Genomic DNA, 25254 nt, shown 5'->3' with positions numbered 1-25254 from the left:
GCGGTCGTCGGCCAGCAGCGCGGCCAGGAACTCCAGGGTCGACTCGGGCAGGATGATGGCGCCAGGGTAGGTTAGCAACGGAAGTCCTCGGTCAAGGTCACGGTGATTAGGCATCCTGTGATCTACCGAGGGCTTCTCTATTTCTCATGTCCGGACCGACAGCGTCCGGACAACTTCCGGCCTCCGGGTCGCCCGTCGGCGGCTCCTTCATGCGCGCGAGATGGAACGTTCCCACGATTCAGGCAAAGCAACTCTGAAAAGGCTCAATGTGGCGCTCGCGAGCTTCCTTCTCCTGCTGCTTGGCCAGCCGCGCCCGCTCGCGTGCGATGCGGTCAGCCTCTCTGCGGGCCGCGGCATGCTGACGTTCCCATTCCGAGCGGCCTCCGTAATTCTGTGCCACGCCACAACTCCCCGTCGGCGGTGTACCGTCACGAAACGTATCCATCTTAGGAGGAGGTGTTACAGTGCGCGAGTGGAACGGAAACAATCAGTACGGCAGTCAGACGTCTTCCTGCCACTCTGACGGGGCTCCGGCAATGCTCCGGTCACCCGCTGATCCGTCGTGCTGCTCCCTGTCAGTGATAATGGCTGGTGGTGGGCGTCGTTGGGGCCGGCGCGATGAACCCGGCGGCAGGGGCCGCGCCGTGAGCTCCACCGATGAGTTCCGCCGGCCCGCCCGGTCTACCAGGGCGTACCCGTCGCCCTACCGACCTGGAGACCCACCGTGACCACTCCCGCGCACCCCGGCCGCATGCTGTTCGTGAGCCTCCCCGTAGCGGACCTCGAACGCAGCAAGGCGTTCTTCGCGAAGCTCGGGTTCAGCTTCAACCCGAACTTCACCGACGAGACCGCCGCCTGCATGCTGGTCGGTGAGCAGGCCAGCGTCATGCTGCTCAGCCACAGGAAGTTCGCGGAGCTCTCGAAGCTGCCGATGGCCGATCCCGCCACGCACACGCTGGCGCTCTACTGCTTCGGCGTGTCGTCCCGCGAGGAGGTCGACGCGGTCGCGCAGGCCGCGCTGGCCGCGGGCGGCGTCGAGGCGGACGGCCTGGAGGACTACGGCTTCATGTGCTCGCGCAGCTTCTTCGACCTCGACGGCCACGGCTGGCAGGTCATGTGGATGGATCCGGCGGCGACGCGGCAGGGCCCCGAGGAGTTCGCCACCCCGATGCGGGACGCCGACGCCCCGGCCTGACCCGGCCGGGCCCGGCCGGGTCAGGCCGGCGTCCCGTGGAACCCCCGACGACCACGGCCTCCGTGACCCATCCGCCGCCCGGCCGAAACCGTGCGGATCATCCGGGCGGTCGGGCCCCGGCCGGACCCGCGAGTCAACGGTATTGCGGCTGAAAGCCCGCCTCGACGCCGACTCCAGGTCTGGCATCCCCACATGTTCGAAAGGGAGAAAACCGGCGCCGAGAAGAAAGCTCGACTACCAGCCCTGAGTATGGAAAGAACATAGAAGTGTCGGATGTCACAGGCGTGTTCATGGGTTGGTGGTCGAGACAAGAATGTTCCGGAACCCGGTCAGGCGCGCCATGGTCAGGCGCGTACGCCCGGTGTAGGGAGGATCTCGTGAGCCGCTCGAGAACTGCCGCGGCGGGCGGCGCGGCCTGCCCTGCCGGATCGGGTCGCCGTGCGTGAAAGCCCCGGCGGACCTGGACGCTCCGGTGAACCCGGCGTCGCCACCGCGCTCGATGGTCTGGATGACCTGGTCGACACCGACCGTTATCCTCTCGCCTATCCGGCGGGTGCGGCCTGGCGTGAGCTGGCGGCCGGAGTCCGTCGAGAGCTGGAGGCGACGGGTTGCAGCGTCCTCACCGACTTCGTTCGCCCCGATGCCCGTGAGGCCCTGCGCGCCGAATGCGCCGCGCTCGCTCCGTCGGCGTACTACCAGGCCGAGACGGTCAACGCATACAACATCGACATGGGGATGCCGTTACCCGAAGACCACCCCGGGCGTATCGCCATGCGGCGCGGAAACGCGTTCGTCGCGGCCGATCTCGTCCCCGACGGTGTGGGTATACGGCGGTTGTATTCCGACGAGTCGTTTCGACGGTTCGTGGCGGCCTGCTGCGGGCTTGATCGCCTCCATGAGCTGGCGGACCCGCTGGCCCAGCTGTGCCTCAACGTCATCCGACCCGGAGATGAGCACCCCTGGCACTTCGACACCAACGAGTTCTCGCTGAGCCTGCTGATCCAGGAGCCGGAGGCGGGCGGGATCTTCGAGTACTGTCCCGGCATCCGGTCCGCCGAGGCCGAGAACCTCGAGGCCGTGCGTGACGTCCTCACCGGTCGGGATGACCGGCGGGTACAGCGCCTCGTGCTCCGTCCCGGCGATCTCCAGCTGTTCCGGGGCCGCTTCTCGCTGCACCGGGTCAGCCCGGTGCGGGGGGGCGCCGCCCGTCATTCGGCGATCTTCGCCTACTGCGAGCGCCCCGGTGTCATCGGTAGCGTCGCGCGCACAAGGCAGCTGTTCGGCCGGGTGCTGCCCGAACATCTCGAGGCCACCGGGCCGGCGGCTCGCGTGCGGGGCGACCGTCTGCTCGACTGAGCCGGCGATCCGATCGCGTGGGCGACCACGCCCGTGGCCCTTGACCCGCCCGCACGGCGTCGGCGTGCTGATCGGCTGGTCCGCGTTCACGGGATCTGGCATTGCAGAGCCGGCCCCGCGACGGCGAGTCCGGTCCCGACCATGAGCTGCAGGAGCCTGACCTGTGCGTTTCGATGCCACTGGCAAAGTCTCACTGGATCACATCTACGACCAGCCTGACCCGCGGGCGTATTTCACGACGCTGCGTACGCTCGCCTATCAGGTACCCCAGATCGCCAGGCCTTATTTCGTCGAGACCATGGCCGACTACCGGGCAGCGGGCCGCCCGCGGCCCGGCGATCCTCCTGGGCGTCACCCGTCGCCGCTGAAAATCCTCGACATCGGTTCGTCCTACGGGATCAACGCGGCCCTGCTGCGCTGCGGGGTCACCCTTGAGGACCTGTACGAGCGCTACGGCGCACCCGAGGCCCACGGCTACACCCGTGACGAGCTGCTGGCCCGTGACCGCGAACTCGTCCGTTCCACCAGAGTGTTCCCGCCACCCACTTCCAGGCGTCTGAGCTCTGAGGGGCGTTCGGGCGGCTCCCTGCCCTCCGACGCGGTGTTCGTGGGCCTCGACGTGTCGAGCGAGGCCCTCTCCTACGCTCTCGCGGCAGGCTTTCTCGACGACGCCGTGCATGCCGACCTGGAGGCCGCGGATCCCACCGAACGGCAGCGACGGCAGCTCGCCGGCACAGATCTCGTCATCTCGACCGGCTGCCTCGGCTATGTTGGCGAACGAACCGTCTCCCGGGTTCTCGACGCCATCGAGGCGGTTGACGGAAAGCGACCGTGGATGGCGCACTTCGTACTGCGGATGTTCCCGTTCGACACCATCGGGGCGAGCCTCGCGGAGAGAGGATACGAGACCGTCACGCTCGACCGCGTGTTCCGCCAGCGCAGATTCGCTTCCGCGCAGGAACAGCAACTCGTGCTGGACAGCCTCACCACGATGGGCGTCGACCCGCACGGCCTGGAGAGCGACGGTTGGATGTACGCCCAGCTGTACGTGTCACGCCCGCGCGGTAGCTCCGCCGCACACACCGCCGGCGCCTCCGCCGCGAGTACCGCGAGTACCGACACCCCGGCATCGGTATCCCCGGCGCTGGTTCCGTCAGCAGCAGTAGCCCGACGGCCGTCGGGCCATCCGTCCCACGCCCCCCGAGGTCACGAATGACGCCGAACGCCCCGTCACCGAGCAGCGACGCGCCCGAGGCCATGGCAGCGGGCCCCCGACAGGCGAGCCCCGTGGCATCCGAGGCCAGGTCGCCCTGGTCGACCACCGGCACGTTCGCCAACGACGACCGGCTCCCGCGGGTGCCGCTGCCCACCCTGGACGACACCTGCGCCCGGTTCCTGCAGTGGTGCTCACCGTTGCTGACCCCGGACGAGCTGGCCGCGACCGAGACGGCGCTCGCCGCGTTCGCCCGCCCCGGCGGCCCGGGCCGCGCCCTGCACGCCGAGCTGGAGCGCTACGACGCCACCCCCGGCGTGCACAGCTGGCTCGATGCGTTCTGGGCCTCGCGCTACCTGGGGCGGCGTGACCGCATCGCCCTCAACGCGAACTTCATCTTCCTCTTCGAGGAGGCCGACGCCGGTCAGACAACCCGGGCCGCGGGGCTGATCGCCGCGGCGCTGGACTACAAGCTGCGCCTCGACGCGGAGGCGATCGAGCCGATCATCCAGCGCGGCCAGGCGCTGTCGATGGACCAGAACCGGTTCCTGTTCTCGACGACCCGTATCCCCGGGCAGGTGCAGGACACCGTCCGCACCCCGTACAGCGAGCCGTCACCGGGCCCCTCCACCGCACGCCACATCGTCGTCCTCCACCACGGCCACATGTTCCAGCTGGACGTGGTGGGCCCCGAGGGGCAGCCGCACACGCTCGACGATCTCGAGAGCGGCCTGGCCGCGATTCTGAAGGCGGGTGCCGAGCGCGCCGCCCCGGAGACGTCGGTCGGCCGGCTCACCACCAAGGCACGCGCCGCCTGGGCGACGAGCCGGGACTCGCTGCTCGCCTGCGACCCGGGCAACGCGACTGCCCTCGACACCGTCGAGACCGCGTTGTTCTGCCTCTGCCTCGACGACGTGACACCCGGTGACGCCAAGCAGGCGTGCGACAACCTCCTCCACGGTGACGGCGGCAACCGCTGGTTCGACAAGTCGGTGTCGCTCATCGTCTTCGCGGACGGCAGCGCCGGTATCAACATCGAACACTGCGGCCTGGACGGGACGACCGTGCTGAGCCTCGTCGACGACATGCTCGGCGCTCCGGCGGCCGAGCACTCGGCCCGGTCGGGCGCCCGTTCCCAGGGTGTGCCCGCAGTCCGGCCGGTCACGTTCACGCTGGACGACGACCTGCGCGCCGACGTGCTCGCCGCGGGCGACGCGTTCAGCGCCTACGCCGCCGCCACGGCCACGGCCACGCTGTCGTTCGACGACTTCGGGTCCAACCGGGCGAAGAGCCTGCGGATCTCGCCGGACGCGTTCGTCCAGCTCGCCTACCAGCTGGCGCACAACCGCTCGAAGGGCCTGGTCGGCGCCACCTACGAGTCGATCGCGACCCGGCAGTACCGGCGTGGCCGCACCGAGGCGATGCGGGTCATCACCCCGGAGATCCAGGCGTTCGTCCGGGTCATGGACGACCCGGCCGCGGACACGGCCACCCGGCTGGCCGCGCTGCGGGCCGCGGCCGACCGGCACGTCACGCGGGCGCGGGACTGCCAGGGGGGACGGGCCCCGGAGCAGCACCTCTGGGAGCTCCAGTTCATCCAGGCCCGCCGCGGCGAGGAACTGGGGATCACCGAGCGTCTCGACCTGTTCGACACCCCCGGCTGGCTGGTCACCCGGGACGACTACCTGAGCACGAGCTCGGCGCCGTCCACCCACATCCAGTACTTCGGGTTCGGGTCGACCAGTAACAAGTGCATCGGGATCGCCTACGTGCTGCTGCCGGACCGCTTCAACGTCTACCTGAGCACCCCGAACGTGGTGGCTGAGCAGATGCACTCCTTCGCCGGACATCTGCGGACGGCCCTCACCGAGCTCCAGGACCTTCTTGAGGCCGGCGGGAACGTCCGTCCTGCTTGCTGATGGAGAACGTTCTCAGCGCACTCTGGCGACGTCGATGATCCGCCGCGAGCCGCTCGGGCTGAGGCCTGGCGAAGCGGGCGACGCCCACTACGCGTCGGCCGGTCGCGGGGTCGGTAGGGCGGCGTGTCGCAGGTGGGCGAGGACAGCGAGCACGCGGCGGTGGCCGTCGTCCACCTCGGCCAGTCCCAGCTTGATCAGTAGGTGGCGTACGTGTCCTTCGACGGTGCGTTCGCTGACGATCAGGCGCCGGGCGATGGCGGTGTTGTTGAGCCCCTCGGCCATGAGCGCGAGCACGTCCCGTTCGCGGGCAGACGGTCCGGCCACCGGGTCGGCCGTGCTCTGCGCCGCGAGCAGCGTGCCCACGACGTGCGGGTCCAGCGCCGAACCACCGCCGGCCACCCGTCCGGCGGCCGAGAGGAACTCGTCCACGTCGAGGACCCGGTCCTTGAGCAGGTAGCCGAACCCGCCGAGCGCTCCCACCCGGTCGGCCAGTCCGCGCAGGCCCGACCCGGCGCCCGACGGGAGGCGCAGCGGAGCCGACAGGCGAACGTGCATCCGCGAGCGTCCAAGCTGATTGCCGCCATTGAGGCCAAGAACTACAGCGCACCACCCGGTCCCAACGTCGGCCGCTCCTTCCTTGGCCTCTCGGCCGAACTCGGAGCTGGAAAATCCTTTCTTGCCTTCCCTTCCAGTCGAGCCAGAAGTGTGGAAACTCTGCTCGCCAAGCGATCGAGTGAATGCTTCAGTGGCGTGACACCCGCCAGTCCCGATGCTGATGGATTGCGAAAGCGTATCGAGAAGAAGATCAAGAACTGGGTCGTTCAAGGCTGAGTGCACCGCCACGACCGGGACAGTAGACAGTCGACATCTGCGTCGCTTTGCCTCGCTGGATGCCCGAGCTCGGAAGCGATCGGAAGTTACCTGCCTCAGAGCTCACTTCTGAGCTGTGCGTGTGACCGTCGGTGTCGCTGGACCTGCTAGCGGAAGCAACGGCGTTTTGGGTCTCGTGGTCCAGCGCCGTCCTCACGGGCGAGCCGGCGGTATTCCGTTCCCGTGGTGGGCGCCGCCACCGGGACCGCGGCGAGCTACGGCAGCAGGGTGAAAGTGGGCACGTGGCTCGGCCGGACCACGCTGAAGTGCCGGAGGTCCAACGTGGCGATGTGCACTGCCCAAAACTTCTCGGCGACCGCGACGACGAAGGCGTCGGCGGTGCCCAGAGGAAGGCTCGCATAACGCTCGACCAGAACGGCAGCCCGATGGGCCTCGGCGGGAGTGACGGGCACCAACTCGTAGACACCGTCTGCCACGTCGCGTAGAAAATCGGCCTCGGCTTTCGTTCCGGCCCGACTGAAAAGCATGTAGCCGATCTCGGAAAGGGGCGGGGCCGGTAGTAGAAGCGGCCCGGGAAAATTCTGAAGCAGGTCGACGCACTGTCGGTGATGGTCGTCCTTGCTGTTGGCGACCGCCACCACCGGGCCGGTGTCGACGACGATCACGCGCTGCGGCGCTACCCGCCGTTCCACCCCTCGCGCACGATGTCCTTGGCCCGTTCCCCAAGATTCGGTTCACCGTCGAAGACGGCAGTCGTGCGGAACTGGCGACGGGGACGTTCGCCGCGCTCCACCGCGGCCCACTGGCGCAGCAACTCCACGGCTTCGGGCAGCCGGTCCTCCGGCAGCGCGTCGAGCAGCCGGTGTGCTTCCTCGCGCGGGCTCATACAGCCAGTGTAGAAGCCGGGGCCGCTCCGGCCCAGCCGCAGACGTGGTCTCTGACTGTCCCGGGCCCCGACATTCGGCTTTGCGGTCTGACAATCACCAGACGTTAGGAGAGATCGTTTGAGGAGTGGTAGGTCGTGAAGCGGTAGGTGGTAGAGGGACCGGTGCATAGCACTTCCATGCCTGGCACAGCCGACAAGTTCGCTGCCTGGAGCGAAGGGCATCATCCGGCGGCCAGGGAGATCCGCAGGGGATACGGCGTCAGGCGGATGTCGAATGCGAGTGATCTACAGTGGGTGGTGGCGGACCTGCCTCCGGATGCGCGTCCGTGGTGTCCGGCTTCTCTCCGCGCGCTCGCTGGCGGCGGTAGTGCTCGACGAGGAACGACGCCAGCAGCGCGGCCGCGCTGCTGGCCGCATAGGTGAGTCCCCAGAAGACTGCCAGCCATACGGTGAACGCACCGATGATCGCGGTGCCGGTGCGGCGCTCGAAGGTCTGCGCTGCCGCGTCACCGAACCGCCTGCGGACGGCTGGAGTCCCCACAGTCCGCGCCACGAGAGTGACCGTCGCGAAACCGAAGATCCAGATATGGTCGCCTTGGGCCATTGTGCCCACGCCTCAGAATAAGGCGACGTGCCCGCACGCGAGGACGAACGTCGGCGTGAGAGCTCAGGTAGCCGTCGGGGGACGGAGAATCGGAACGCCCGTCGTGTGGTCGATGCGATTACCAATCGTAATCACGGGGGCGGCTGCGGTCTGCGGAACCGTGCTACCCGGGCCGGTCGGCGCCGTGTGCGACCGTCCGGGGGTGGACGGCGGAGCGTCGCGTCGGGTCCTGCGAGCATCCGCCTCAAGCGGCCACCTCTCTGCGCGCATCGCGAGATGACTTCGTCGGCTACCGTCGGTGATTGCTCACGCGGAAGAATTTCGATCGCTTCGAGCGGCCGGCGTCCCGACGTGGGATGGGTAGCAAGGCCGGTCTTTGCTGGTTCTCGCGATCCGGCGAGCAAGGTGCTTACGCTCCTATCAGCAGCTCGGAGCGGGTCTTGCCCGCTCTACAGGGGTGCTTGCGCAAGCGCCCGTGCCGCTTACCGCAAGCACCTACGGACCTACCCCGCCGATGCCTCGTTCGTCACTGCCTGCCAGGCGGAAGCTGAATGTGTAAGACTGTCACCGTGGTGACGATCTTGCGGCGGGAACGGGGTGCGCGGCGACGGTTTCTGCCCGTGGTCGTGGTGGGAAGCGGACTGATCGTCCTTGGTCTGCTCGTCGCGTCCGGTGTCGTCCTTGAGCGGCGGCACTCGGAGTACGGCGAGTTCTTCCCGGGCCGCTTCCCGGAGAAGCTGACGTACTGCGACGGTCGCACCTATCTGAGGAGCGATCCGACGTTTTCGGCCGAGGGCGACGTGGAGATTGTGGTCGAGGGCGACCCCGGGGGGCCCGTCGGCCGGACGCCGGGGGGCGCAACTATCTTCAGCCCCGAGCGCATGGCCGTTGTCGCTGGCGAGGTGATGTGCCCAACCGTCATCTCGGCGGGTGACCGGGACGGAACCCATCTCGTCTCCTACACCCTGTCCGGCGGCCCCTGATTCCCTGATGGGGCCACACTCGGATCGGGCCCTGCGGATCAGCGTGGGGCGGCCCGGTCGACGGACACGGCATACGGGTTCGTGATGGGGTCGGTTGGTCAGGCTGATGTGGCTACTGAAAGTTACCGGAGGGGGGCGAGCTAACGGTTAGCGGCTCTCCTGCTAACTGTTAGCGCCCCCGTTAGCGGCGAATGTGGCGGGTGAGCAGGGGCGATGCTTGCTGGCGGGACCAGTCGTGAGGCGTCTGAAACCCAGGAATCGAGCGTCTGGGGCCCCGCCCACCCGTGGGACGGTGTTCATCGGCCACGGCGGAAATATCACCCTGGGTGATCGTGGTCGGTGGAGTGCCAGACATGCGAACAGCCCCACATCCATGAAGTGATTTGGGGCCGCTCCGGGCCGGTCGCAACGGCATGCAGCGGACAGGCGGGAGGTTAACGGCGTCCGCCCGCGATCCAGGCCGGGAGGATCTGGTACGTCGTGACGCCGTGCTGGTCGGCCCACTGCCGGGCGGCTGTCTCGCTGCCGAACGGGCTGACCACGTCGATCGGAACTCCAGTGTCGTCAAGCACGAGGATGCCCACGAGAAGCGACCGGTGGTCCGCCGATGCCACCGCCCTTCGCCGGGCCGCCTGCACCCGATGAGACGCGGCGGGCAACACCAGATGAGCGGTCACCGGGCACCGCCCGCGGGTTGCTCGGTGTCGAACGGGCTGTCCGAGTCGAGACGGGGCACCCGTGTGCCGATGCCGCCGTAGGTGCTCCCGGAGTGGTGCGCGGGGCCGTGGCCGTCGTGAACGCGGAAGCGCAGCTCGCCACCGGAGCGCGTGCCGGCCATGTCGGCCATGTTCACGAACTCGCAGGCGATCGGCAGACTGCGCAACGCCTTGGCCAGGCTCGCCGGGTGCGCACCGGCGGGCACATCGACCACGAGGTACTGGAACGGTCCCGTTCCCGTCTCACGGACCACCACGTCCGGGCCGCGGGGTGGGTCGGCGGACGGAGCGGTTTTGTTGGTGCTTGCTGGTTGACTCTCAGGCACGGTGCTGACCTCCCGAAGGTCGGTGCCCAGGGCCCGGCCCGGTGTTCGCCCACCGGACCGGGCCTACCCTGTTTCCCGGCCGATCGACCGGGGGAACAGGCTACATCGACAAGATGAGAAGCAACAGTACGTAGACAGGGCAAGAAGGAAAGGTTATAAGGCAAGACAAGGAGCATCGCATAGCGTCACGTGCTTGTGAGCAGTGAATGTGTCCTCGATTTGATCGACGTCAGCGACTTCGCATCGATGCTGGGCGTGAGTCGATCACGGGCCGACATGCTCACCCGGTACGCGGGCTTCCCGACTCCAGCGGTGGTCAAGCCGCGCATCCGCCTGTGGCACCGGCGCGACGTCGAGGGGTGGTGCGACCGGAACCGTCCGGGATGGCGCGGCGACTCCTGAGAGACCGCCTACGGCGACCGTTCTCGTGTCAGCGTGGGTGGTCTCAGGCGTGCGGGAGGGCGTTCCGGCGTCCCATCTGCGACCGCGATCGGTCAGAAACGGTCGCCGAGGGCAAGGCGTTCGCGGGCCTGCTGCGCGCGCTTCTCCTGCGCGATCTTGGCGTAGCGGTCGACCATCTGCCGGGAACTCCAGCCCATGATTCGCATGAGGTCGCCTTCGCTGCCTCCGGCGAACTGCCAGTCGTTGGCGAGCGTGTGCCGGAACTGGTGGGGTGCAGACCCTTGATGCCCGCCTGCTCCCCGCGGCGTCCGATCATCCGGGCGGGCCCGTCACCGGTGAGCGGGCCGCGGCCGCGGTCGGCAAGCCACAGCTCGGGACGGCTCGCGTGCTTGTCACGGGTACGAATTCGCATGTAGCGGCCAAGGGCGAGCGCGGTGCTGTTGCCGATCGGCGCCGGCCGCGGGCGGTGCCCCTTGCCGAGCACATGCAGCACCTTCCGCGTGAGGTCGACGTCCTCGACGCGGAGCTTGGCGATCTCGGTGCGCCGCCCGCCGGAGTCGAGCAGACAACGGATGATCGCGTTGTCACGGCGATCCGCGAACGTCTTACCGGCGCAGGTGGCCAGAACGGCGCGGATCTCGTCTTCGTGCAGCACCGGGACGGGCTTCTCGTCGACCTTCGGCGGTGACATCCGCTCCAGGGGTGGGTGTGCGATCTCCTCTTCGTCGAGAAGCCACCTGAACCACTGCTGTAAAGCGCGGAAGGTCTGGTTCACGTAGGCGTCGCCACGGCCCTCGGGTCGTCGCGGGGTCGGCACGGTGCCGAACCAGATCAGGAACTCCTCGATCTGCGCCTTCGTGATCTCGGCGGCTTCGGCGGATGGATCGTCGGAGTCGGCCAGGTAGTTGATCAGTGCGGTGGCGGCGTCGAGGTAGAGCTTGCACGTCTTGGGGGCTCTGCGCGCCACTTCCATGATCGAAAGTAGTCGGGTCCAGCGCAGGTCAACGATGGTTTGTGCCCCTGGCAGGAATCGGACCTGCGGCCTACCGCTTAGGAGGCGGTCGCTCTATCCACTGAGCTACAGGGGCGTTGTGGAGTGGCCCCGCGCCTGGCCGGTGGGGCGCCTGGCGGCGGTTCCATGATCGACGGTACAGGGATCACTCGACGCCTCGCAAGCCTACGCATCCGGACACCGGAGTGGGAAGGCGACTCCACCCGGGCCCGCGTACGCGAGCGGATCCGGGTGGCGGCACGGGGGAGCCCGACCGGTCCGCGCGCGGCAGGGGGGCTCAGCCGAACTGCTCGGCCATCTCCACGAGCTCCTTGCACTTGGGGCAGACCGGGAAGCGCTTGGGGTCGCGGACCGGCTCGAACTTGTACCCGCACAGCGCCGTCACGCGACCGCCTTCGATGGAGGCGCGGACGATCTCCTCCCGGCGCGCGTAGTGAGAGAGATCATCCCCCTCGTCCGAACGGGTGTCAGAGGTCTCCGGCGCGATCTGAGTCGTGCTCATACCCTCGAGTGTAGGTACTCGCCGCGGCCGAGCCGCCGGACTGGTGCCCCTGACCGCGGGCCGGCCGCGAGCCGCCCGTGGCACGGCCGGTGGGGCTGGTGCGGACGTCCTACCCTGGCGTTGGCGGGCATCGTCGTGGGGCCGCGCGACGCCGTCCGTCGAGCGAGCGGTAGTCGCGACAAGTTGTGCTCACGTCGATACTCTGGGTGGGAGTCGGTCTGGCTGGCGACGCGGTGACGGAACGGGCATGGACATACCACACTCCGCCATCAGGACGCAGAGGAATGCGACTCCTCCTGCCAGGCGTTGCGGCGTACTCTGGTTGCGGACGAAGGAGACCGGTGACTGGACTGATCGACAGTACCGAGATGTACCTCCGGACCCTGTATGAACTACGGGAGGAGGGCATCACCCCGCTGCGCGCGCGCCTGGTCGAGCGCCTTCACGTGAGCGCGCCGGCCGCAAGTGAGTCGACCGCGCGCCTCGCGAACGAGGGCCTCGTCGCGCTCGCCGACGACCGGACCGTGCAGTTCACGGAGAAGGGCCTGGTCAGAGCAACGGCGGTCATGCGTAAGCACCGCTTGGCCGAGTTGCTCCTCACCAAGGTCATTGGCCTGGACTGGGCGCTGGTCCACAACGAGGCCTGCCGCTGGGAGCATGTGATCTCGGACGAGGTCGAGGCCCGGCTGACGGTCCTGCTCGGTGATCCGAAGCGGTGCCCGTTCGGGAACGAGATCCCGGCGCAGCTCGAGACGGCGCAGCCGCCGGGCGTGGCACCCGTGAGCCTGCTCACCTCGGCCGAGCGGAGCAACACGGGGACCAAGTCGGTGACGGTGGCCTGGATCTCGGAGCGCCTCCAGACCGACGAGGAGGCGATGCGGGTCCTGCGGGACGCCGCGATCGTGCCCGGGGCGCAGCTGTACCTGAACGCGCGCGGCGACAGGGTGTACATCGGCAAGCCGGACGGTGACAGCGAGGCCGAGATCGACCGCAGCACAGCGGCGCTCGTCTACGTCAATCACTGATCCGGGTAACAGCGGCACGTACGCACACAGCTCTCGTACGGAAGCAACTCGTACGGGAGCACCGGTAGGAATGTGGATCTGACTGTCGGGCCGGGCGCGGACGCCCGGCCCGTTTGTCTGTCCGCCGTCGGGGCCACCCGCTGTCCGGGGCCACCCCGGGGGCGGGCGCCTACCCGCCCACCGGGTGGCCTGCCGGGTGTGTCAGGCGCCCGGGCGGATGCCGCCCTGGAACGATGACCACCACACGTTCTCGATCCGTACGACCTCACCGGTCCGCGGCGCGTGGATCATCTGGCCGCTCCCGATGTAGATGCCCACGTGGTAGAGGTCGGCGCCGAAGAAGACCAGGTCGCCGGGGATCAGCTCGTTGCGGGTGACGTGCCGGCCGGCCGCCCACTGGTCGCCGGTGTAGTGCGGGATTCCGACGCCGGCCTTCCCCCAGACCCACTGGCTGAGTCCGGAGCAGTCGAAGCTGTTCGGGCCCTCGGCGCCCCAGACGTACGGCTTTCCGAGCTGGGCGCGCGCCTCCTGGACGGCGCGGGCCGCGCCGCCGCTGCCGCCGGTCGGGGGCGGCGCGGCCGGCAGGGCGGGTACCGCGGCGAAGGCGCTGCCCGCCGTCGCGACGAGGCCGGCCTCCCGGGCGAGCCGGTCGCGTTCCAGCGCGGCCTGGCGGGCGGTCTCGGCGGCGGCCGCCGCCTCGGCGGCCTTGCGGGCCCGCAGCGCGGCGGCCTCGCGTTCCCGGGCCTGGCGTTCCAGCTCCGCCTGCCGGTCGATCAGGTCGTTGAGCAGCGTGCCCTGCTCGGTGGCTGACTCCTCCAGCTCGCGCCGGCGCTCGGCAAGCGAGTCGACGAGCCGCTGGCGGCCGGCGTGGGTCTCGTCGGCGGCCTGCTTCGCCTCGGTCTGGTCGTGGCGGGCGAGCCGCAGGTCGGCTTCGGTGGCCCGCTGCCGCCGGGACAGCGCGTCGACGGCGCCGGCGCGGTCGAGCGCGGCACGGGGATCGCCGGTGAGCAGAATGGAGAGCTGTTCCAGCCCGCCGGAGCGGTAGGCCGACGTCGCCAGGCCGCGGTGCCGGTCGGTGGCGTGCCGGACGGCGACGTCCGCCGTGCGCAGCCGCTGGGTGGCCGTGGCCGCGGCGCGTTCCGCCTCGGCGAGCCGGATGCGTTCGGCGTTGTACTGCTCGGCGGCCACGGACATCTTGTGGCTGAGGTCGTCGAGGCGGGCCCGGGTCGCGGTGATCTGGGCGGCGATGCCGCCGAGATCCTCCGCGCGGCCGCCCTGTGATCCCGCGCCCGAGCTGCCGGAGCTGCCCGGGCTGCCGGGGGGCGCGTCGCCGCGGGTCTCGTCACCGCGGGTGGGCCCGCTCGGCTCCGCGCGGGCCGTCCCCGCTCCGATGCCCCCGCCCGCGCCGGTCAGGGAGGGCCCGGCGGCGAGAACGCCCAGCAACGTGATGAGGACCGGGCGCATGCCCCGCCCGTCAATGGTCCGGCGCGTTGCCGACCGGTGGGAACCTTTGTCTGTTTCGAGTGCCGGCGTACTTACATTGACGTTACCTGGTGGGTCCCCGGACGGGGACGAAACGGGCGGAGATGTACCCGATCGGGGGATAGTGCAGGCCTCGTGGGGCGGGCTGCCGGCGCTATGGCAGCCCTCCGTCGGAACACTGGTCACGACGTCGCACCGTAACTGTATGCAGTTGTACAGTCACGGAAGCACGCCGAACGACACGGAGAGTCCCGGAACGCCCACGCTGAGACCAACCTCGGGGAGCATGGGTCGCCCAATTAATCGATTTCACATGTCAGAAACAGGAAAGACACTAGATCGGAACAGATCTTATCGACTCTTCGGCCGAAGGACCGGGACGAGCGCAGCGTGGCCGGGGACCGGGGTAGCGCAGTCCGCGCGGTGCGCGCGGGGGGAATGACGGGAGAGACATGGACGAATTGAGCTCGGGCGATACCGCGTGGGTGCTCGTCAGCGCCGCACTCGTGCTCTTCATGACGCCCGGCCTGGCGTTCTTCTACGGCGGAATGGTCCGTGCGAAGAATGTGCTCGGCATGCTCATGCAGAACTTCTTCTGCATGGGAATGATCACACTGGTGTGGTCGGTCGTCGGATTTAGTGTCGCCTTCGGTGAAGGTAATGGTTTCTGGGGCGGTTTCGACTTCTTCGCGCTTCAGGATCTCACCGCGAGTGACGGGGCGATCCCGTACGTCGCCTTCGTCGCCTTCCAGATGATGTTCGCGGTCATCACGCCCGCCCTGATCACCGGCTCCACCGCGGACCGGATGAAGTTCAGCTCCTTCGCGATCTTCGTCACGCTGTGGTCGGTCCTGGTCTACTCGCCGATCGCGCACTGGGTGTGGGCGAGCAGCGGCTGGCTGTTCAAGCGGGGCGCGCTCGACTTCGCGGGCGGCACCGTCGTCCACGCGAACGCCGGTATCGCCGCGATCGTGCTGGCGATCTTCCTCGGCAAGCGGCGCGGCTGGCCGACCGGTGACTTCCGCCCGCACAACGTGCCGTTCGTGCTGCTGGGCACCGGCATCCTGTGGGTGGGCTGGTTCGGGTTCAACGCCGGGTCGGCGCTGGGCGCGAACAAGGTCGCCGCGATCGCGCTGCTCAACACCCAGATCGGCGCGGCCACGGCGATCCTCGGCTGGATCGCGATCGAGCGGCTGCGCGACGGCAAGGCCACCACGCTCGGTGCCGCGTCCGGTGCCGTCGCGGGTCTGGTCGCGATCACCCCGGCCTGTGGGTTCGTCTCGCCGATGGGCTCGATCGCCATCGGTCTGCTGGCGGGTGCGATCTGCGCGCTGGCGACGTCCGTCAAGGGCAAGGTCGGCATCGACGACTCGCTCGACGTCGGCGCCGTCCACCTGGTCGGCGGTGTGCTCGGTGCGCTGCTGACCGGCTTCTTCGCCACCCTCGACACCAACGAGGCCGGCAAGGACGGCGTGTTCTACGGCGGTCCGTGGAGCGTCGTGGGCGAGCAGGCGCTGGCCGTCGGCGCGACGCTGGGCTACTCGGCGGTCGTAACCGCCCTGCTCGCGCTGGCGCTCAAGTACACGCTCGGTCTGAAGGTCTCGGACGAGGACGAGGAGATCGGCCTCGACGAGGCGCTGCACGGTGAGACGGCCTACCGGCTGACGTCCATCGGCGGCAGCGGCTTCACCTCCGCCGTCACCGCGGCCAAGGTGCCTGAGGAGGCCAAAGCATGAAGCTCGTGACGGCAGTGATCAAGCCGTTCAAGGTGGACGACGTCAAGACCGCCCTCGAGGGCATCGGCGTCCACGGGCTGACGATCTCCGAAGTGCAGGGCTACGGACGACAGAAGGGCCACACCGAGGTCTACCGCGGGGCCGAGTACAAGGTCGACTTCGTCCCCAAGATCAAGATCGAGGTAGTGGTGGACGACGAGGCCGTGGACGAGCTCGTCACCGCGATCACGACGTCCGCGCAGACCGGCAAGATCGGCGACGGAAAAGTGTGGGTTGTCCCGGTCGACGCTGTCGTCCGTGTGCGGACGGGTGAGCGGGGCTCCGACGCCCTGTAAGACCGGGAAGAACATCCGGGGGCGCGCCTGTTACGGCGCGCCCCCTTTCTTTTCGGTTCGGTGAAGCCGCGGCGAACATCGTGGCGCGGAACCGTGAACATCGCGCGAGAAACCGCGACAGACTGCGTGGGCGGGGGATAGGACCCAGTACGACGGGGGTGGCGGGTGAACGACAGGCTCCAGGCCCTGCGGGGCAGGGTGGACGCTTTTCCCGATAAGACCGGGCCCGCGCTGCGGGAGGCACTGGTCGAGCTCGCCGACACAGCCCTCGGGGAGCTGTTCGGGGAACCGGGGCCCGGGATCGCGCTGCTCGCGGTCGGTGGCTACGGGCGGGGCGAGCCCGCGTTCGGCAGCGACCTGGACCTCGTGCTCGTCCACGACGGCCGGGAGGGCCGTGCCGGCCGCCGCGGCGACATCTCCGCCGTCGCCGACGCGATCTGGTATCCGCTGTGGGACGCCGGCGTCGGCCTGGACCACAGCGTCCGCACCGTGGACGAGGCCGTCTCCGTCGCCGACTCCGACCTCAAGGCGGCACTCGGCCTGCTCGACGCCCGCGTGCTCCACGGCGACGCGGCCCTCGCGGACACGCTGCTGGAACGGGTCCGGAGCCGGTGGCGGGAACGCGCGTCGCGCCGCCTGCCCGAGCTCGCCGAGGCGGTCGCGGAGCGGGCGCGCCGGCTGGGCGAGCTCGCCTTCCTGCTGGAACCCGACCTCAAGGAGGCCCGGGGCGGCCTGCGGGACGTCCACGCGCTGCACGCGCTCGCCGCCGCCTGGGTCGCCGAGGCGCCGCCGGAGCGGGTCCAGACGGCCTACCGGGTGCTGCTCGACGCCCGCGGCGAGGTCCGCCGGCTCAGCCACGGCCGCGCGCAGGACCGCCTGCTCCTGCAGGACGGCACGGCGGTGGCCGCGGCACTGGGCTACCCCGACTCCGTCGCGCTGTCCCGGGCCATCTCGGACGCCGGCCGCACGATCTCCTGGACCTGGGACACGACCTGGTACCGGGTGGCCGCCGCGCAACGCTCGAAGATCCGTACCCGGCTGCGCCGGCCGGTCCGCCGCCCCCTCGACGAGGGCGTGGTCGAACAGGACGGGGAGATCCAGCTCGCCCGCGACGCCGAGCCCGCCGCCGACCCCGGGCTGGTGCTCCGGGCGGCGGCCGCCGCGGCGCGCACCGGCGTCCCGTTCGGGCGTTACGCCATGGACCGCCTCGGGCGCGAGGCGCCGGCGATGCCCGAGCCGTGGCCCGAGGCCGCGCGAGACGACCTGGTGAGCCTGCTGGCGACCGGGGACGCCGCGGTGCGGGTGCTGGAGTCCCTCGACCAGGTGGGGCTGCTCGTGCGGCTGATCCCCGAGTGGGCGGCGGTGCGCAGCAAGCCGCAGCGCAACCCCTACCACCGGTACACCGTCGACCGGCACCTGATCGAGGCCGCCGCCCGCGCCGCCCCCCACACCAGGGACGTCGACCGGCCCGACCTGCTGCTGCTCGGCGCGCTGCTGCACGACATCGGCAAGGGATACCCGGGAGACCACACCGACGCCGGCATCGTCATCGTCCGGACGCTGGCGCCCCGGCTGGGCCTGCCACCCGAGGACACCGAGGTGCTGGTCGCGATGGTCCGCCATCACCTGCTGCTGACCGAGGCCGCGACCCGCCGCGACATCGACGACCCCGCCACCATCGAGTCGGTGGCGGCCGCGGCCGGCAGCGTGCGCGTGCTCACTCTGCTGCACCGGCTGACCGAAGCCGACGCGAAGGCCACCGGCCCGACCGCGTGGAACGCCTGGAAGGCCCGGCTCGTCGCCGACCTCGTCCACCGGGCCACCGCCGTGCTCGACGGCGAGGCGCCGCCGTGCCCGCCCGCGCTCACCGAGCGGCAGACCGCCCTGCTGGCCCTGCCCGACGACCTCACCGTGCAGGTCAACCCGCTCCCCGACGAGGGCATGTTCGAGATCGTGGTCGTCACCGCCGACCAGGTCGGCCTGCTCGCGACCACCGCCGGCGTCCTCGCGCTCAACCGGCTGGACGTCCGCCGAGCCTCCGCGCGGGGCGCCGACGGCCGCTCGCTGCTGCAGGCCGCCGTCGCCTCCGCGCACGGCCACCGCCCGGACCCGAGACGGCTGCGCGACGACCTGCGCGCGGCCCTGGCCGGCACCCTCGACGTCACCGCCCGCCTGGCCGGCCGGGAACAGGACTACGCCACCACCCGTCGGTGGAACACGCCGGGCGCGCCGCAGGTGATTTTCGACGACTCCGGCTCGACGACGGTCATCGAGGTGCGCGCCCCCGACCGCGCCGGGGTGCTGCACCGGATCACCGGCGCGCTCGCCGGGACCGGCCTGGACGTCCGCACCGCCATCGTCGCGACCCTCGGCCTCGACGTCGTCGACGCCTTCTACGTCGAGGACCCGGCCGCGACCGGCCTCACCGCACCACGGCTCCTGGACGGCGCGCGGCGAGCGGAGGTGGCGACCGCCGTCATGTCCGCCCTGAGCACCGAGACGCCCGGCTGATCTCCGGCGGTTCCGTGGCACAGGGCGGTTCCGCGGCGCCGGGTGGCGCCCGGTCCGCGCACGGGAGCGACATGTCGCGGCAAACGCCGGGAGGGGCGGGGTCTGGTTCGCCGCGCGGGACGCTATGCTTGGTGACGCACACTCAGGAGGCTTCGCCTAGTCCGGTCTATGGCGCCGCACTGCTAATGCGGTTGGGGGCTTATACCCCCTCCGGGGTTCAAATCCCCGAGCCTCCGCCCCTCGCGGTCGGGCCCGTCCACCTCGGACGGGCCGCTGGCCAGGCACTTCTCTTCCGCCCTGTGAAATCCCCGAGCTCTCACCACTGCTGGTGAGGACATGGTGCGGACGTCGCGTCGGGCGGGGGATCGCAGCGGCCACTGTCTCCGCCGCCTGCTGCCCCGCCGACCGCGGCAGATGGACGTACAGGTTCGCGGTGGTCGACGACGACGAGTGGCCGAGCCGCCTGGACATCAGGTACCGGAGCTGGACGGGCCCACCGCGCTCGTCGGGAAGCACCCCGTTGTCCCAGGCCGCGCCGACGGTCTCACGCTCGTCGTCCTGGACCGGCCGGTGCTTGAGATGGCTGACGAAGGCGCCGTCGAGGCTCTCGGTGAGCGCGAACCGGCGGCCGGGAGGAGAAGGAGGTGACCGTGGCGGACGTGTGGGGTTCGGCCCCTGCGGAGCTGTCAGCCGCGGTGGGTCGCGTGTGGGTCCTGGTGCTCCGTGGAACACCAGGATCGAGCCTGGTTCGCGGTGACCACGAGCCCGCGGGAGTCCCGGCGTGGTGTTCCGCGGAACACCACGATCAACTGCATGCAAACCTGTTCAGGGACGATTCCGGGAGTGCGTGTGGGCGGCTGGCCGGGTGGTGGGGCGGGCCCGGGAAGGCCCTGAGGCGCTGCCGCGGTTGTTCGGGGCCTCGGCCGCCGTTTCTGATTCGAGGGCGTCCGGGACCGGGACGTCCAGGTACTCCAGCAGCGCCGCGAGCTCGCGGTCGAGATCGGTTCCGACCTCGGTGATCGCGGGATCGCCGAAGCTCGCGAACCGGGTGCTGGGCTGGTCGACGGTGAACCAGATCCTGCCCTCGGGGGTGGTGTGTATGGCGGTGCGCAGTGGCGCGTAGAGCAGCACGCCGGGATTGTGGTGAAACATTCGCTGGGCGATGACATGATTGCCCATCAGGTACTCGACGCAGCGCCCCCGGTCGCCGGCGAGCTCCATGAGCGGCGAGCTGTCGAAGCTCCAGTAGATGATGAAACCGTGCGGCGCGTTCTCGTGGGTCGCGCGGACGACGGTCGCCCAGGCGGCGTTCTCCCGCGCGAGAGCGGCGAAACGCTCCTCGTCGAACCGGGGGACGGCACGCTCGTAGCGTTCGCGGAAGTCCTGGAACGAGGTGCCGACGTCCACCGCGAGCCTGTGCACCTCATGCGCGACGGTGTGAACCGGCTGACTGGTGATGGCGGGTCCCATGCCGTGGCTTGTACCCCGGGCACCGCCTCCTGAAGAACCGGATCAGACCCGTCCGCGCGGCGACGCACTCGTAAGTCATCGATGGATCAATGGAAGCACTCCGTTCCCCCAGGTTCCGCGGTTTTCGGCATCTTCTTGCCGTCGGTGACCATCCGCGGCGTATCGTCGCGATCGCTCTCGGTCGAGAGTCACATGCAGGGGGGTGCAGTGGGCTTTCTTCGGCGTGCCTGGCTTTGGTGCCGGCGCCATCCCAAGACCAGTGGGACGATCACGGTCCTGCTCGCTTTGTTCATTATCGTCGGTGCTACGTCTGATCCGCCCGTGAACGACGCGGCTTCCGTCCGGTCAGCCTCGCCGGCGGCGGTCACCTCGACCTCGACCTCGACAGCGCCGACGTCGTCCCCGACACCGGTGCGGGTGACGACACCCGCCGTGGTTACGTCCCCGGTGGCTACGCCGGCGGCCCCGCCGCCAGCGACCCACTCGGCGGTCCAGCAGCCGGTTCCGGCGGCCGCCGCCGCTCCGCCGGCCGCCGCCGCAGCCGCGCCCCAGCGGGTCGCCGCGCCACCGCCGGCCGCTGCCGCCGCTCCGCCCCAGCAGGCCGCTCCGCCCCAGCAGGCCGCCGCGCCCCAGCAGGCCGCCGCCGCTCCGCCGGCCGCCGCGGCGGCGGCTCCGGGCTGCCATCCGCTGAGCGGCGCCGGCAACTGCTACAAGGCCGGCCAGATCTGCCGCAACGCCGACCACGGCGTGCGTGGCGTGGCGGGCAACGGCGAGGCGATTGTCTGCGCGGACAACAACGGCTGGCGCTGGGTGGCGGCGTAAGGAGCGGCTGGCCCGGGACGCCGTCAGGCCGCGCCCTACTCCCGCCGGCCTCCGGCGCGAGCGGCGCGGCCTGACGCGGAACCGGGCCAGCGCCGCACGTCCTCCGGCGTGTCGAGGTCGGCGGGATCGCCCGGGACCGGCACCTCGTCGACCAGGTCCGGGTGCGCGGTGAGGAAGCGGCGCGCGCCCTCGTCGGCTCCGGCGAGCGCGATCGCCGCCCGCCACAGCCGCGGCGCCATGACGATCGGATGTCCGCGCCGGCCGTCGTAACGGCCGACGGCGACCCGGCCCGGCCGCCAGGCCGCGAGGACGGCGCGCACCGCGTCCGCGCCGATCCCGGGGGTGTCGACCAGCAGCACCGCCACCGCGTCCACCCCCGCCGGACCCCTCGCGCCGGCCGCGCCGGCCGCGGCGCGGTCCAGCGCGAGTGTGAGCGAGCTGCGCTGCCCGCGCCCGGGGTCGGGGTTCACGACGACGTCCGCGCCCGCGACGGCCGTGCCGTCCCGGACCACCGCGATGATCCAGGGGCAGCCGGCGTCCCGGGCGGCGGCCACCGCGCGATCCACCAGCCGGGCCCCGCCCACGACGAGCTCGGCCTTCGGCAGGCCCATCCGGCTGCCGCCGCCCGCCGCGAGCACTGCCGCGACGATCCGGGCCGGTGCGTTTCCGGTCATGCCGGCCAGTGTGCCGGGAGCCGGACGGCGGTGATGGGCATACTCGCGGTCATGCCGTTACGTGACTTCGCCGACCCGGCGGCGGTGTCCGGCGCGCTCGACGCGGCCGGGTACGTGCCGGACGACGGCGTCGCCACCGCCGCGTTCCTCGCCCTGCGGATGGGCCGGCCGCTGTTCGTGGAGGGCGACCCCGGTGTCGGCAAGACCGCGCTGGCGCACGCGCTGGCCACGATCTGCCGGGCCAGCCTGTTCCGCCTGCAGTGCTACGAGGGCATCGACGCGAGCCAGGCGCTGTACGACTGGGACTTCCCGCGCCAGGTCCTCCACCTGCGCGCCGCCGCCGGTACCGCGGACCCGGGCGAGATCGAGACCTCGCTGTACGACCGCCGGTTCCTGATCGCCCGACCGGTGCTGCGGGCGCTTGAGCGCAGCCCCGCCGTCCTGCTCATCGACGAGATCGACCGCGCCGACGACGAGTTCGAGGCGTTCCTGCTCGAGGTGCTCGCCGAGAGCTCGGTGACGGTCCCGGAGATCGGCACGATCCGGGCGGACGTCCCGCCGCTGACGGTGATCACCTCGAACCGGACCCGTGAGGTGCACGACGCCCTCAAACGCCGTTGTCTCTACCTGTGGCTGGACCATCCGGACTTCGCCCGGGAGGTGGAGATCGTCCGCCGGCGGGTGCCGGGGGCGGCGCACCAGCTCGTCGCGGACGTCGCCCGGGCCGCCGCGCGGCTGCGGGAGGCGAGCCTGCTCAAGCCGCCCGGCATCGCCGAGACGATCGACTGGGCGCTGGCCCTGCACACGCTCGGCCGGTCCCGCCTCGACGGGGCGGCGGCGCGGATGACGCTGGGGGCGGTGCTGAAGTACCGGGAGGACATCGTCCGTGTCGAGCGGGAGCTCGACGAGATCGTCGGCGGGCCGACATGAGCACCTGCCGTTCCGCCGGCCCGGACCCGCTGGTCGCCCTGACCGGGTTCGCCCGCGCGCTGCGCGGCGCCGGCGCGGCGGCGGACGCCAGCCGGGTCGCGACGGCCGTCCAGGCGCTCACCCACCTCGATCCCACCAGCGCCGCCGACGTGTACTGGGCCGGTCGCCTGGCCCTGTGCGCCGAACCGGACGACCTGGCGCGCTACGACGCGCTGTTCGACGAGTGGTTCCGTGGACGTCCCGCCGCGGGGCCCGATCGGCCTGGCCCCGGAGCCGGGGCCACCGCGCCGTCGTCCCGCGTGGTGCGGGCCTGGCCGTCCAGCCGGGCCGGCACCCCCGGTGACGACGGCGACGACAGCCGGGTCGACCCGCTGCCGGCCGGCGCGAGCGACGTCGAGCTGCTGCGCCACCGCGACGTCGCGGACCTGAGCCCGGCGGAGCGGGCCGAGATCGACAGGCTTGTCGGCCTGCTCGCTCCCCGGGTCGGTTCCCGTCCGAGTCGCCGGCGCCGGGCCGGTGGGAACCGCGGGCTCGACCCGCGTCGCACCGTGCGGGCCATGCTGCGCGACGGCGGCGAGCCCGGTGAGCTGGTCCGCGCCCGCCCACGGGTACGGCCCCGGCGGCTGGTGTTCCTCGTCGACGTCAGCGGTTCCATGAGCCCTTACGCCGACGTGATGCTGCGCTTCGCGCACGCCGCCGTCCGGGTCGCCCCGTTCGCCACCGAGGTGTTCACCTGCGGGACCAGGCTGACCCGGCTCACCCGTCCGCTGCGGCTGCGGGACGCGGGGGAGGCGCTGCGGGTGGCCGGCGAGGTGATTCCCGACTGGAGCGGGGGCACCCGCCTCGGCGAGTCGCTGCGGGCCTTCCTCGACCTGTGGGGGCAGCGGGGCACCGCCCGCCAGGCGGTCGTGGTCATCGTGTCCGACGGGTGGGAGCGTGGCGACGTCACCCTGCTCGCCGGGCAGATGGCCCGGCTGGCCCGGCTCGCGCACCGGGTCCTCTGGGTGAACCCGCACACCGGCCGCGCCGGGTTCACCCCGACCGCCGCCGGCATGTCCGCGGCGCTTCCCCACGTGGACGACCTGCTCGCCGGGCATACGTTCGAGGCCCTGCGCGGACTTGCCGAGGTGATCACCGATGCGTGACGTGCTCCCCGAGCTCGAGGGCTGGTGGCAGAGGGGGGAGACCGTGGGCCTGGCGACGGTCGTCGGCACCTGGAGGTCGGCCCCGCGTCAGCCGGGCGCCGCGATGGCGGTCGCCCCCGACGGCTCGGCCGTGGGCAGCGTCTCGGGCGGCTGCGTCGAGGGGGCCGTGTACGACCTGGCCGAGCAGTGCCGTTCGACGTCGGTCCCCGTCCTGCAGCGTTACGGGGTCAGCGACGACGAAGCGTTCGCGGTCGGCCTGACCTGCGGGGGCATCGTCGACGTCTTCGTCGAGGCGGTGAGCCGGCGGACGTTCCCCGAGCTCGGCGGGATCCTCGCCGACGTCCGGGACGGCCGGCCGGTCGCGGTCGCGACGCTGGTCAGCGGGGCGGGCAGCAGCATCGACGGTGCCGGTGCCGGCCCGGTCGGGTCCCGCCTCGTCGTCCGGCCGGGGTCGGTGGAGGGCACGCTGGGCAGCGCGCGGTTCGACGCGGCCGTCCGCGACGACGCGCGCGGGATGCTGGAGCAGGGACGGACGGGCATCGTCCGCTACGGCCCGGACGGCGAGCGGCGCGGTGACGACAGTGCCGTCTTCGTCGCCTCCTACGCGCCGCGGCCGCGGCTGATCGTCTTCGGCGCCATCGACTTCGCCGCCGCGCTGGCCCGGGTCGGCACCTTCCTCGGCTACCGGGTGACCGTCTGCGACGCGCGGGCGACGTTCGCCACCCGCAAGCGGTTCCCCGAGGCCGACGAGGTGGTCGTCGACTGGCCGCACCGCTACCTCGCCGCGACCGCGGTGGACGAGCGCACGACCGTCTGCGTGCTCACCCACGATCCGAAGTTCGACGTGCCGCTGCTGGAGGTGGCGCTGCGCCGACCGCTGGCCTACCTCGGGGTCATGGGGTCGCGCCGCACCAACGCCGACCGCGCGCGACGGCTGCGGGAGCTCGGCTTCTCCGCCGCCGACCTGGCCCGCCTGCACGCGCCCATCGGCCTGGACATCGGCGGGCGCACGCCGGAGGAGACCGCGATCTCCATCGCCGCGGAGATCATCGCGACCCGGCACGGGGGATCGGGCGCCCAGCTGCGGGAGTTGTCCGGCCCGATCCACCACGACCCGCCCGCGCCCGCCCAGGATGGCTGAGCCCCGCAGGCCGATCGCGCGGATCTGATTCCTGTTAC

General features: G+C 70.9%; 27 protein-coding genes and 2 tRNA genes. 16 read left to right on the top strand and 13 right to left on the bottom strand.

Annotated elements, in window-relative coordinates:
* Positions 1-238 precede the first annotated feature (238 nt).
* On the bottom strand, positions 239-400 hold the full coding sequence (locus tag B056_RS44915) for a hypothetical protein (RefSeq protein ID WP_230203239.1): 162 nt from the start codon (positions 398-400) through the stop codon (positions 239-241).
* A 351-nt stretch (positions 401-751) separates the two neighbouring features.
* Between B056_RS44915 and B056_RS0128805 the strand changes: the two genes are divergently transcribed.
* The 4 genes from B056_RS0128805 (at position 752) to B056_RS0128790 (ending at position 5683) form a co-directional block, all read left to right on the top strand.
* Positions 752-1195: a VOC family protein gene (locus tag B056_RS0128805; protein ID WP_018505306.1), complete on the top strand. Its 444-nt coding sequence runs from the start codon at positions 752-754 to the stop codon at positions 1193-1195.
* A gap of 504 nt (positions 1196-1699) precedes the next feature.
* On the top strand, positions 1700-2551 hold the full coding sequence (locus B056_RS0128800) for a HalD/BesD family halogenase (protein WP_026240253.1): 852 nt from the start codon (positions 1700-1702) through the stop codon (positions 2549-2551).
* A 163-nt stretch (positions 2552-2714) separates the two neighbouring features.
* Positions 2715-3767, top strand: a complete 1053-nt coding sequence (locus B056_RS0128795) for a hypothetical protein (protein ID WP_018505304.1) — start codon at positions 2715-2717, stop codon at positions 3765-3767.
* A gap of 41 nt (positions 3768-3808) precedes the next feature.
* Positions 3809-5683 (top strand): choline/carnitine O-acyltransferase, encoded by a 1875-nt coding sequence (locus B056_RS0128790; protein WP_051105773.1) that lies wholly within the window; start codon positions 3809-3811, stop codon positions 5681-5683.
* 87 nt (positions 5684-5770) lie between these two features.
* On the opposite strand, the gene B056_RS38375 is transcribed toward B056_RS0128790, so the two are convergent.
* A complete protein-coding gene (locus tag B056_RS38375) occupies positions 5771-6238 on the bottom strand; it encodes a LuxR C-terminal-related transcriptional regulator (RefSeq protein WP_018505302.1) in 468 nt (155 codons plus the stop codon).
* On the opposite strand from B056_RS38375, the gene B056_RS43185 reads away from it, so the two are divergent.
* Positions 6233-6514 carry a hypothetical protein gene (locus tag B056_RS43185; RefSeq protein WP_154677281.1) on the top strand — a complete coding sequence of 94 codons (282 nt, stop codon included), beginning with the start codon at positions 6233-6235 and terminating at the stop codon, positions 6512-6514. The genes B056_RS38375 and B056_RS43185 overlap by 6 nt on opposite strands.
* Before the next feature lie 254 nt (positions 6515-6768).
* Here B056_RS43185 and B056_RS0128780 read toward each other — a convergent pair whose 3' ends face one another.
* The 3 genes from B056_RS0128780 to B056_RS0128770 all read right to left on the bottom strand — a co-directional run bounded on the left by B056_RS0128780 (position 6769) and on the right by B056_RS0128770 (position 8004).
* The gene (locus B056_RS0128780) at positions 6769-7179 is read right to left on the bottom strand and encodes a type II toxin-antitoxin system VapC family toxin (RefSeq protein ID WP_018505301.1); all 411 of its coding nucleotides are present in this window, start codon (positions 7177-7179) and stop codon (positions 6769-6771) included.
* 11 nt (positions 7180-7190) lie between these two features.
* Positions 7191-7400: a hypothetical protein gene (locus tag B056_RS0128775; RefSeq protein WP_018505300.1), complete on the bottom strand. Its 210-nt coding sequence runs from the start codon at positions 7398-7400 to the stop codon at positions 7191-7193.
* Positions 7401-7659: 259 nt separating this feature from the next.
* On the bottom strand, positions 7660-8004 hold the full coding sequence (locus B056_RS0128770) for a hypothetical protein (protein ID WP_195905963.1): 345 nt from the start codon (positions 8002-8004) through the stop codon (positions 7660-7662).
* Between the two features lie 572 nt (positions 8005-8576).
* On the opposite strand from B056_RS0128770, the gene B056_RS0128765 reads away from it, so the two are divergent.
* Positions 8577-8987 carry a hypothetical protein gene (locus tag B056_RS0128765; protein ID WP_230203238.1) on the top strand — a complete coding sequence of 137 codons (411 nt, stop codon included), beginning with the start codon at positions 8577-8579 and terminating at the stop codon, positions 8985-8987.
* A gap of 434 nt (positions 8988-9421) precedes the next feature.
* Here B056_RS0128765 and B056_RS38370 read toward each other — a convergent pair whose 3' ends face one another.
* Both B056_RS38370 and B056_RS0128755 read right to left on the bottom strand, forming a co-directional pair.
* Positions 9422-9601 carry a hypothetical protein gene (locus B056_RS38370; RefSeq protein WP_035753047.1) on the bottom strand — a complete coding sequence of 60 codons (180 nt, stop codon included), beginning with the start codon at positions 9599-9601 and terminating at the stop codon, positions 9422-9424.
* Positions 9602-9660: 59 nt separating this feature from the next.
* The gene (locus B056_RS0128755) at positions 9661-10029 is read right to left on the bottom strand and encodes a hypothetical protein (RefSeq protein WP_026240252.1); all 369 of its coding nucleotides are present in this window, start codon (positions 10027-10029) and stop codon (positions 9661-9663) included.
* 255 nt (positions 10030-10284) lie between these two features.
* On the opposite strand from B056_RS0128755, the gene B056_RS44910 reads away from it, so the two are divergent.
* On the top strand, positions 10285-10431 hold the full coding sequence (locus tag B056_RS44910; protein ID WP_230203237.1) for a hypothetical protein: 147 nt from the start codon (positions 10285-10287) through the stop codon (positions 10429-10431).
* Positions 10432-10474: 43 nt separating this feature from the next.
* Here B056_RS44910 and B056_RS38365 read toward each other — a convergent pair whose 3' ends face one another.
* From B056_RS38365 to B056_RS0128735, 3 genes are all read right to left on the bottom strand, one after another.
* Positions 10475-11398, bottom strand: coding sequence for a tyrosine-type recombinase/integrase (locus B056_RS38365; protein WP_051105765.1), 924 nt, complete (start codon positions 11396-11398; stop codon positions 10475-10477).
* A gap of 48 nt (positions 11399-11446) precedes the next feature.
* Positions 11447-11519 (bottom strand) — tRNA-Arg (locus B056_RS0128740).
* 201 nt (positions 11520-11720) lie between these two features.
* Positions 11721-11945: a DUF3039 domain-containing protein gene (locus B056_RS0128735; protein WP_018505294.1), complete on the bottom strand. Its 225-nt coding sequence runs from the start codon at positions 11943-11945 to the stop codon at positions 11721-11723.
* 341 nt (positions 11946-12286) lie between these two features.
* Here B056_RS0128735 and B056_RS0128730 point away from each other — a divergent pair, with 341 nt between their 5' ends.
* Entirely contained in the window at positions 12287-12970 is a 684-nt protein-coding gene (locus B056_RS0128730; protein WP_020572759.1) for a metal-dependent transcriptional regulator, read from the top strand.
* A gap of 201 nt (positions 12971-13171) precedes the next feature.
* On the opposite strand, the gene B056_RS0128725 is transcribed toward B056_RS0128730, so the two are convergent.
* On the bottom strand, positions 13172-14434 hold the full coding sequence (locus B056_RS0128725; RefSeq protein ID WP_018505292.1) for a C40 family peptidase: 1263 nt from the start codon (positions 14432-14434) through the stop codon (positions 13172-13174).
* Positions 14435-14904: 470 nt separating this feature from the next.
* On the opposite strand from B056_RS0128725, the gene B056_RS0128720 reads away from it, so the two are divergent.
* The 4 genes from B056_RS0128720 to B056_RS0128705 all read left to right on the top strand — a co-directional run bounded on the left by B056_RS0128720 (position 14905) and on the right by B056_RS0128705 (position 19270).
* The gene (locus tag B056_RS0128720) at positions 14905-16188 is read left to right on the top strand and encodes an ammonium transporter (protein ID WP_026240250.1); all 1284 of its coding nucleotides are present in this window, start codon (positions 14905-14907) and stop codon (positions 16186-16188) included.
* On the top strand, positions 16185-16523 hold the full coding sequence (locus B056_RS0128715; protein WP_020463624.1) for a P-II family nitrogen regulator: 339 nt from the start codon (positions 16185-16187) through the stop codon (positions 16521-16523). Before B056_RS0128720 ends, B056_RS0128715 begins: the two co-directional genes overlap by 4 nt.
* 165 nt (positions 16524-16688) lie before the next feature.
* A complete protein-coding gene (locus B056_RS0128710; protein WP_018505289.1) occupies positions 16689-19034 on the top strand; it encodes a [protein-PII] uridylyltransferase in 2346 nt (781 codons plus the stop codon).
* A 145-nt stretch (positions 19035-19179) separates the two neighbouring features.
* Positions 19180-19270, top strand: a tRNA-Ser gene (locus tag B056_RS0128705).
* A 589-nt stretch (positions 19271-19859) separates the two neighbouring features.
* On the opposite strand, the gene B056_RS38360 is transcribed toward B056_RS0128705, so the two are convergent.
* Entirely contained in the window at positions 19860-20504 is a 645-nt protein-coding gene (locus tag B056_RS38360; protein WP_018505287.1) for a DUF302 domain-containing protein, read from the bottom strand.
* Between the two features lie 321 nt (positions 20505-20825).
* Between B056_RS38360 and B056_RS39775 the strand changes: the two genes are divergently transcribed.
* On the top strand, positions 20826-21326 hold the full coding sequence (locus tag B056_RS39775; RefSeq protein ID WP_051105764.1) for a hypothetical protein: 501 nt from the start codon (positions 20826-20828) through the stop codon (positions 21324-21326).
* Positions 21327-21361: 35 nt separating this feature from the next.
* Here the strand turns inward: B056_RS39775 and B056_RS0128685 are convergent, their stop codons facing one another.
* Positions 21362-22000: a nucleotidyltransferase family protein gene (locus B056_RS0128685; RefSeq protein WP_018505286.1), complete on the bottom strand. Its 639-nt coding sequence runs from the start codon at positions 21998-22000 to the stop codon at positions 21362-21364.
* A 51-nt stretch (positions 22001-22051) separates the two neighbouring features.
* On the opposite strand from B056_RS0128685, the gene B056_RS0128680 reads away from it, so the two are divergent.
* The 3 genes from B056_RS0128680 to B056_RS0128670 are packed head-to-tail and all read left to right on the top strand — an operon-like array spanning position 22052 to position 25216.
* Complete coding sequence (locus tag B056_RS0128680) at positions 22052-22930, top strand: AAA family ATPase (protein WP_035753104.1); 879 nt, start codon at positions 22052-22054, stop codon at positions 22928-22930.
* On the top strand, positions 22927-24075 hold the full coding sequence (locus tag B056_RS0128675; RefSeq protein WP_018505284.1) for a vWA domain-containing protein: 1149 nt from the start codon (positions 22927-22929) through the stop codon (positions 24073-24075). The genes B056_RS0128680 and B056_RS0128675 overlap by 4 nt, the downstream gene beginning before the upstream one ends.
* Positions 24068-25216 (top strand): XdhC family protein, encoded by a 1149-nt coding sequence (locus B056_RS0128670; protein ID WP_018505283.1) that lies wholly within the window; start codon positions 24068-24070, stop codon positions 25214-25216. Before B056_RS0128675 ends, B056_RS0128670 begins: the two co-directional genes overlap by 8 nt.
* Positions 25217-25254 lie beyond the last annotated feature (38 nt).

The organism is Parafrankia discariae, from assembly GCF_000373365.1.
GTDB classification, from domain to species: domain Bacteria; phylum Actinomycetota; class Actinomycetes; order Frankiales; family Frankiaceae; genus Parafrankia; species Parafrankia discariae.
This window is presented reverse-complemented; position numbering and strand designations above follow the sequence as displayed.

Excerpts from the sequence above, each read along its gene's own strand:
- B056_RS0128675 (WP_018505284.1), top strand. The coding sequence starts at position 22,927 with ATGAGCACCTGCCGTTCCGCCGGCCCGGACCCGCTGGTCGCCCTGACC.
- B056_RS0128775 (WP_018505300.1), bottom strand. The coding sequence starts at position 7,400 with ATGAGCCCGCGCGAGGAAGCACACCGGCTGCTCGACGCGCTGCCGGAG.
- B056_RS0128680 (WP_035753104.1), top strand. The coding sequence starts at position 22,052 with ATGCCGTTACGTGACTTCGCCGACCCGGCGGCGGTGTCCGGCGCGCTC.
- B056_RS0128770 (WP_195905963.1), bottom strand. The coding sequence starts at position 8,004 with ATGGCCCAAGGCGACCATATCTGGATCTTCGGTTTCGCGACGGTCACT.
- B056_RS0128805 (WP_018505306.1), top strand. The coding sequence starts at position 752 with ATGCTGTTCGTGAGCCTCCCCGTAGCGGACCTCGAACGCAGCAAGGCG.
- B056_RS0128735 (WP_018505294.1), bottom strand. The coding sequence starts at position 11,945 with ATGAGCACGACTCAGATCGCGCCGGAGACCTCTGACACCCGTTCGGAC.
- B056_RS0128685 (WP_018505286.1), bottom strand. The coding sequence starts at position 22,000 with ATGACCGGAAACGCACCGGCCCGGATCGTCGCGGCAGTGCTCGCGGCG.
- B056_RS38360 (WP_018505287.1), bottom strand. The coding sequence starts at position 20,504 with ATGGGACCCGCCATCACCAGTCAGCCGGTTCACACCGTCGCGCATGAG.
- B056_RS38375 (WP_018505302.1), bottom strand. The coding sequence starts at position 6,238 with ATGCACGTTCGCCTGTCGGCTCCGCTGCGCCTCCCGTCGGGCGCCGGG.
- B056_RS0128790 (WP_051105773.1), top strand. The coding sequence starts at position 3,809 with ATGGCAGCGGGCCCCCGACAGGCGAGCCCCGTGGCATCCGAGGCCAGG.
- B056_RS0128715 (WP_020463624.1), top strand. The coding sequence starts at position 16,185 with ATGAAGCTCGTGACGGCAGTGATCAAGCCGTTCAAGGTGGACGACGTC.
- B056_RS0128670 (WP_018505283.1), top strand. The coding sequence starts at position 24,068 with ATGCGTGACGTGCTCCCCGAGCTCGAGGGCTGGTGGCAGAGGGGGGAG.
- B056_RS0128725 (WP_018505292.1), bottom strand. The coding sequence starts at position 14,434 with ATGCGCCCGGTCCTCATCACGTTGCTGGGCGTTCTCGCCGCCGGGCCC.
- B056_RS0128720 (WP_026240250.1), top strand. The coding sequence starts at position 14,905 with ATGGACGAATTGAGCTCGGGCGATACCGCGTGGGTGCTCGTCAGCGCC.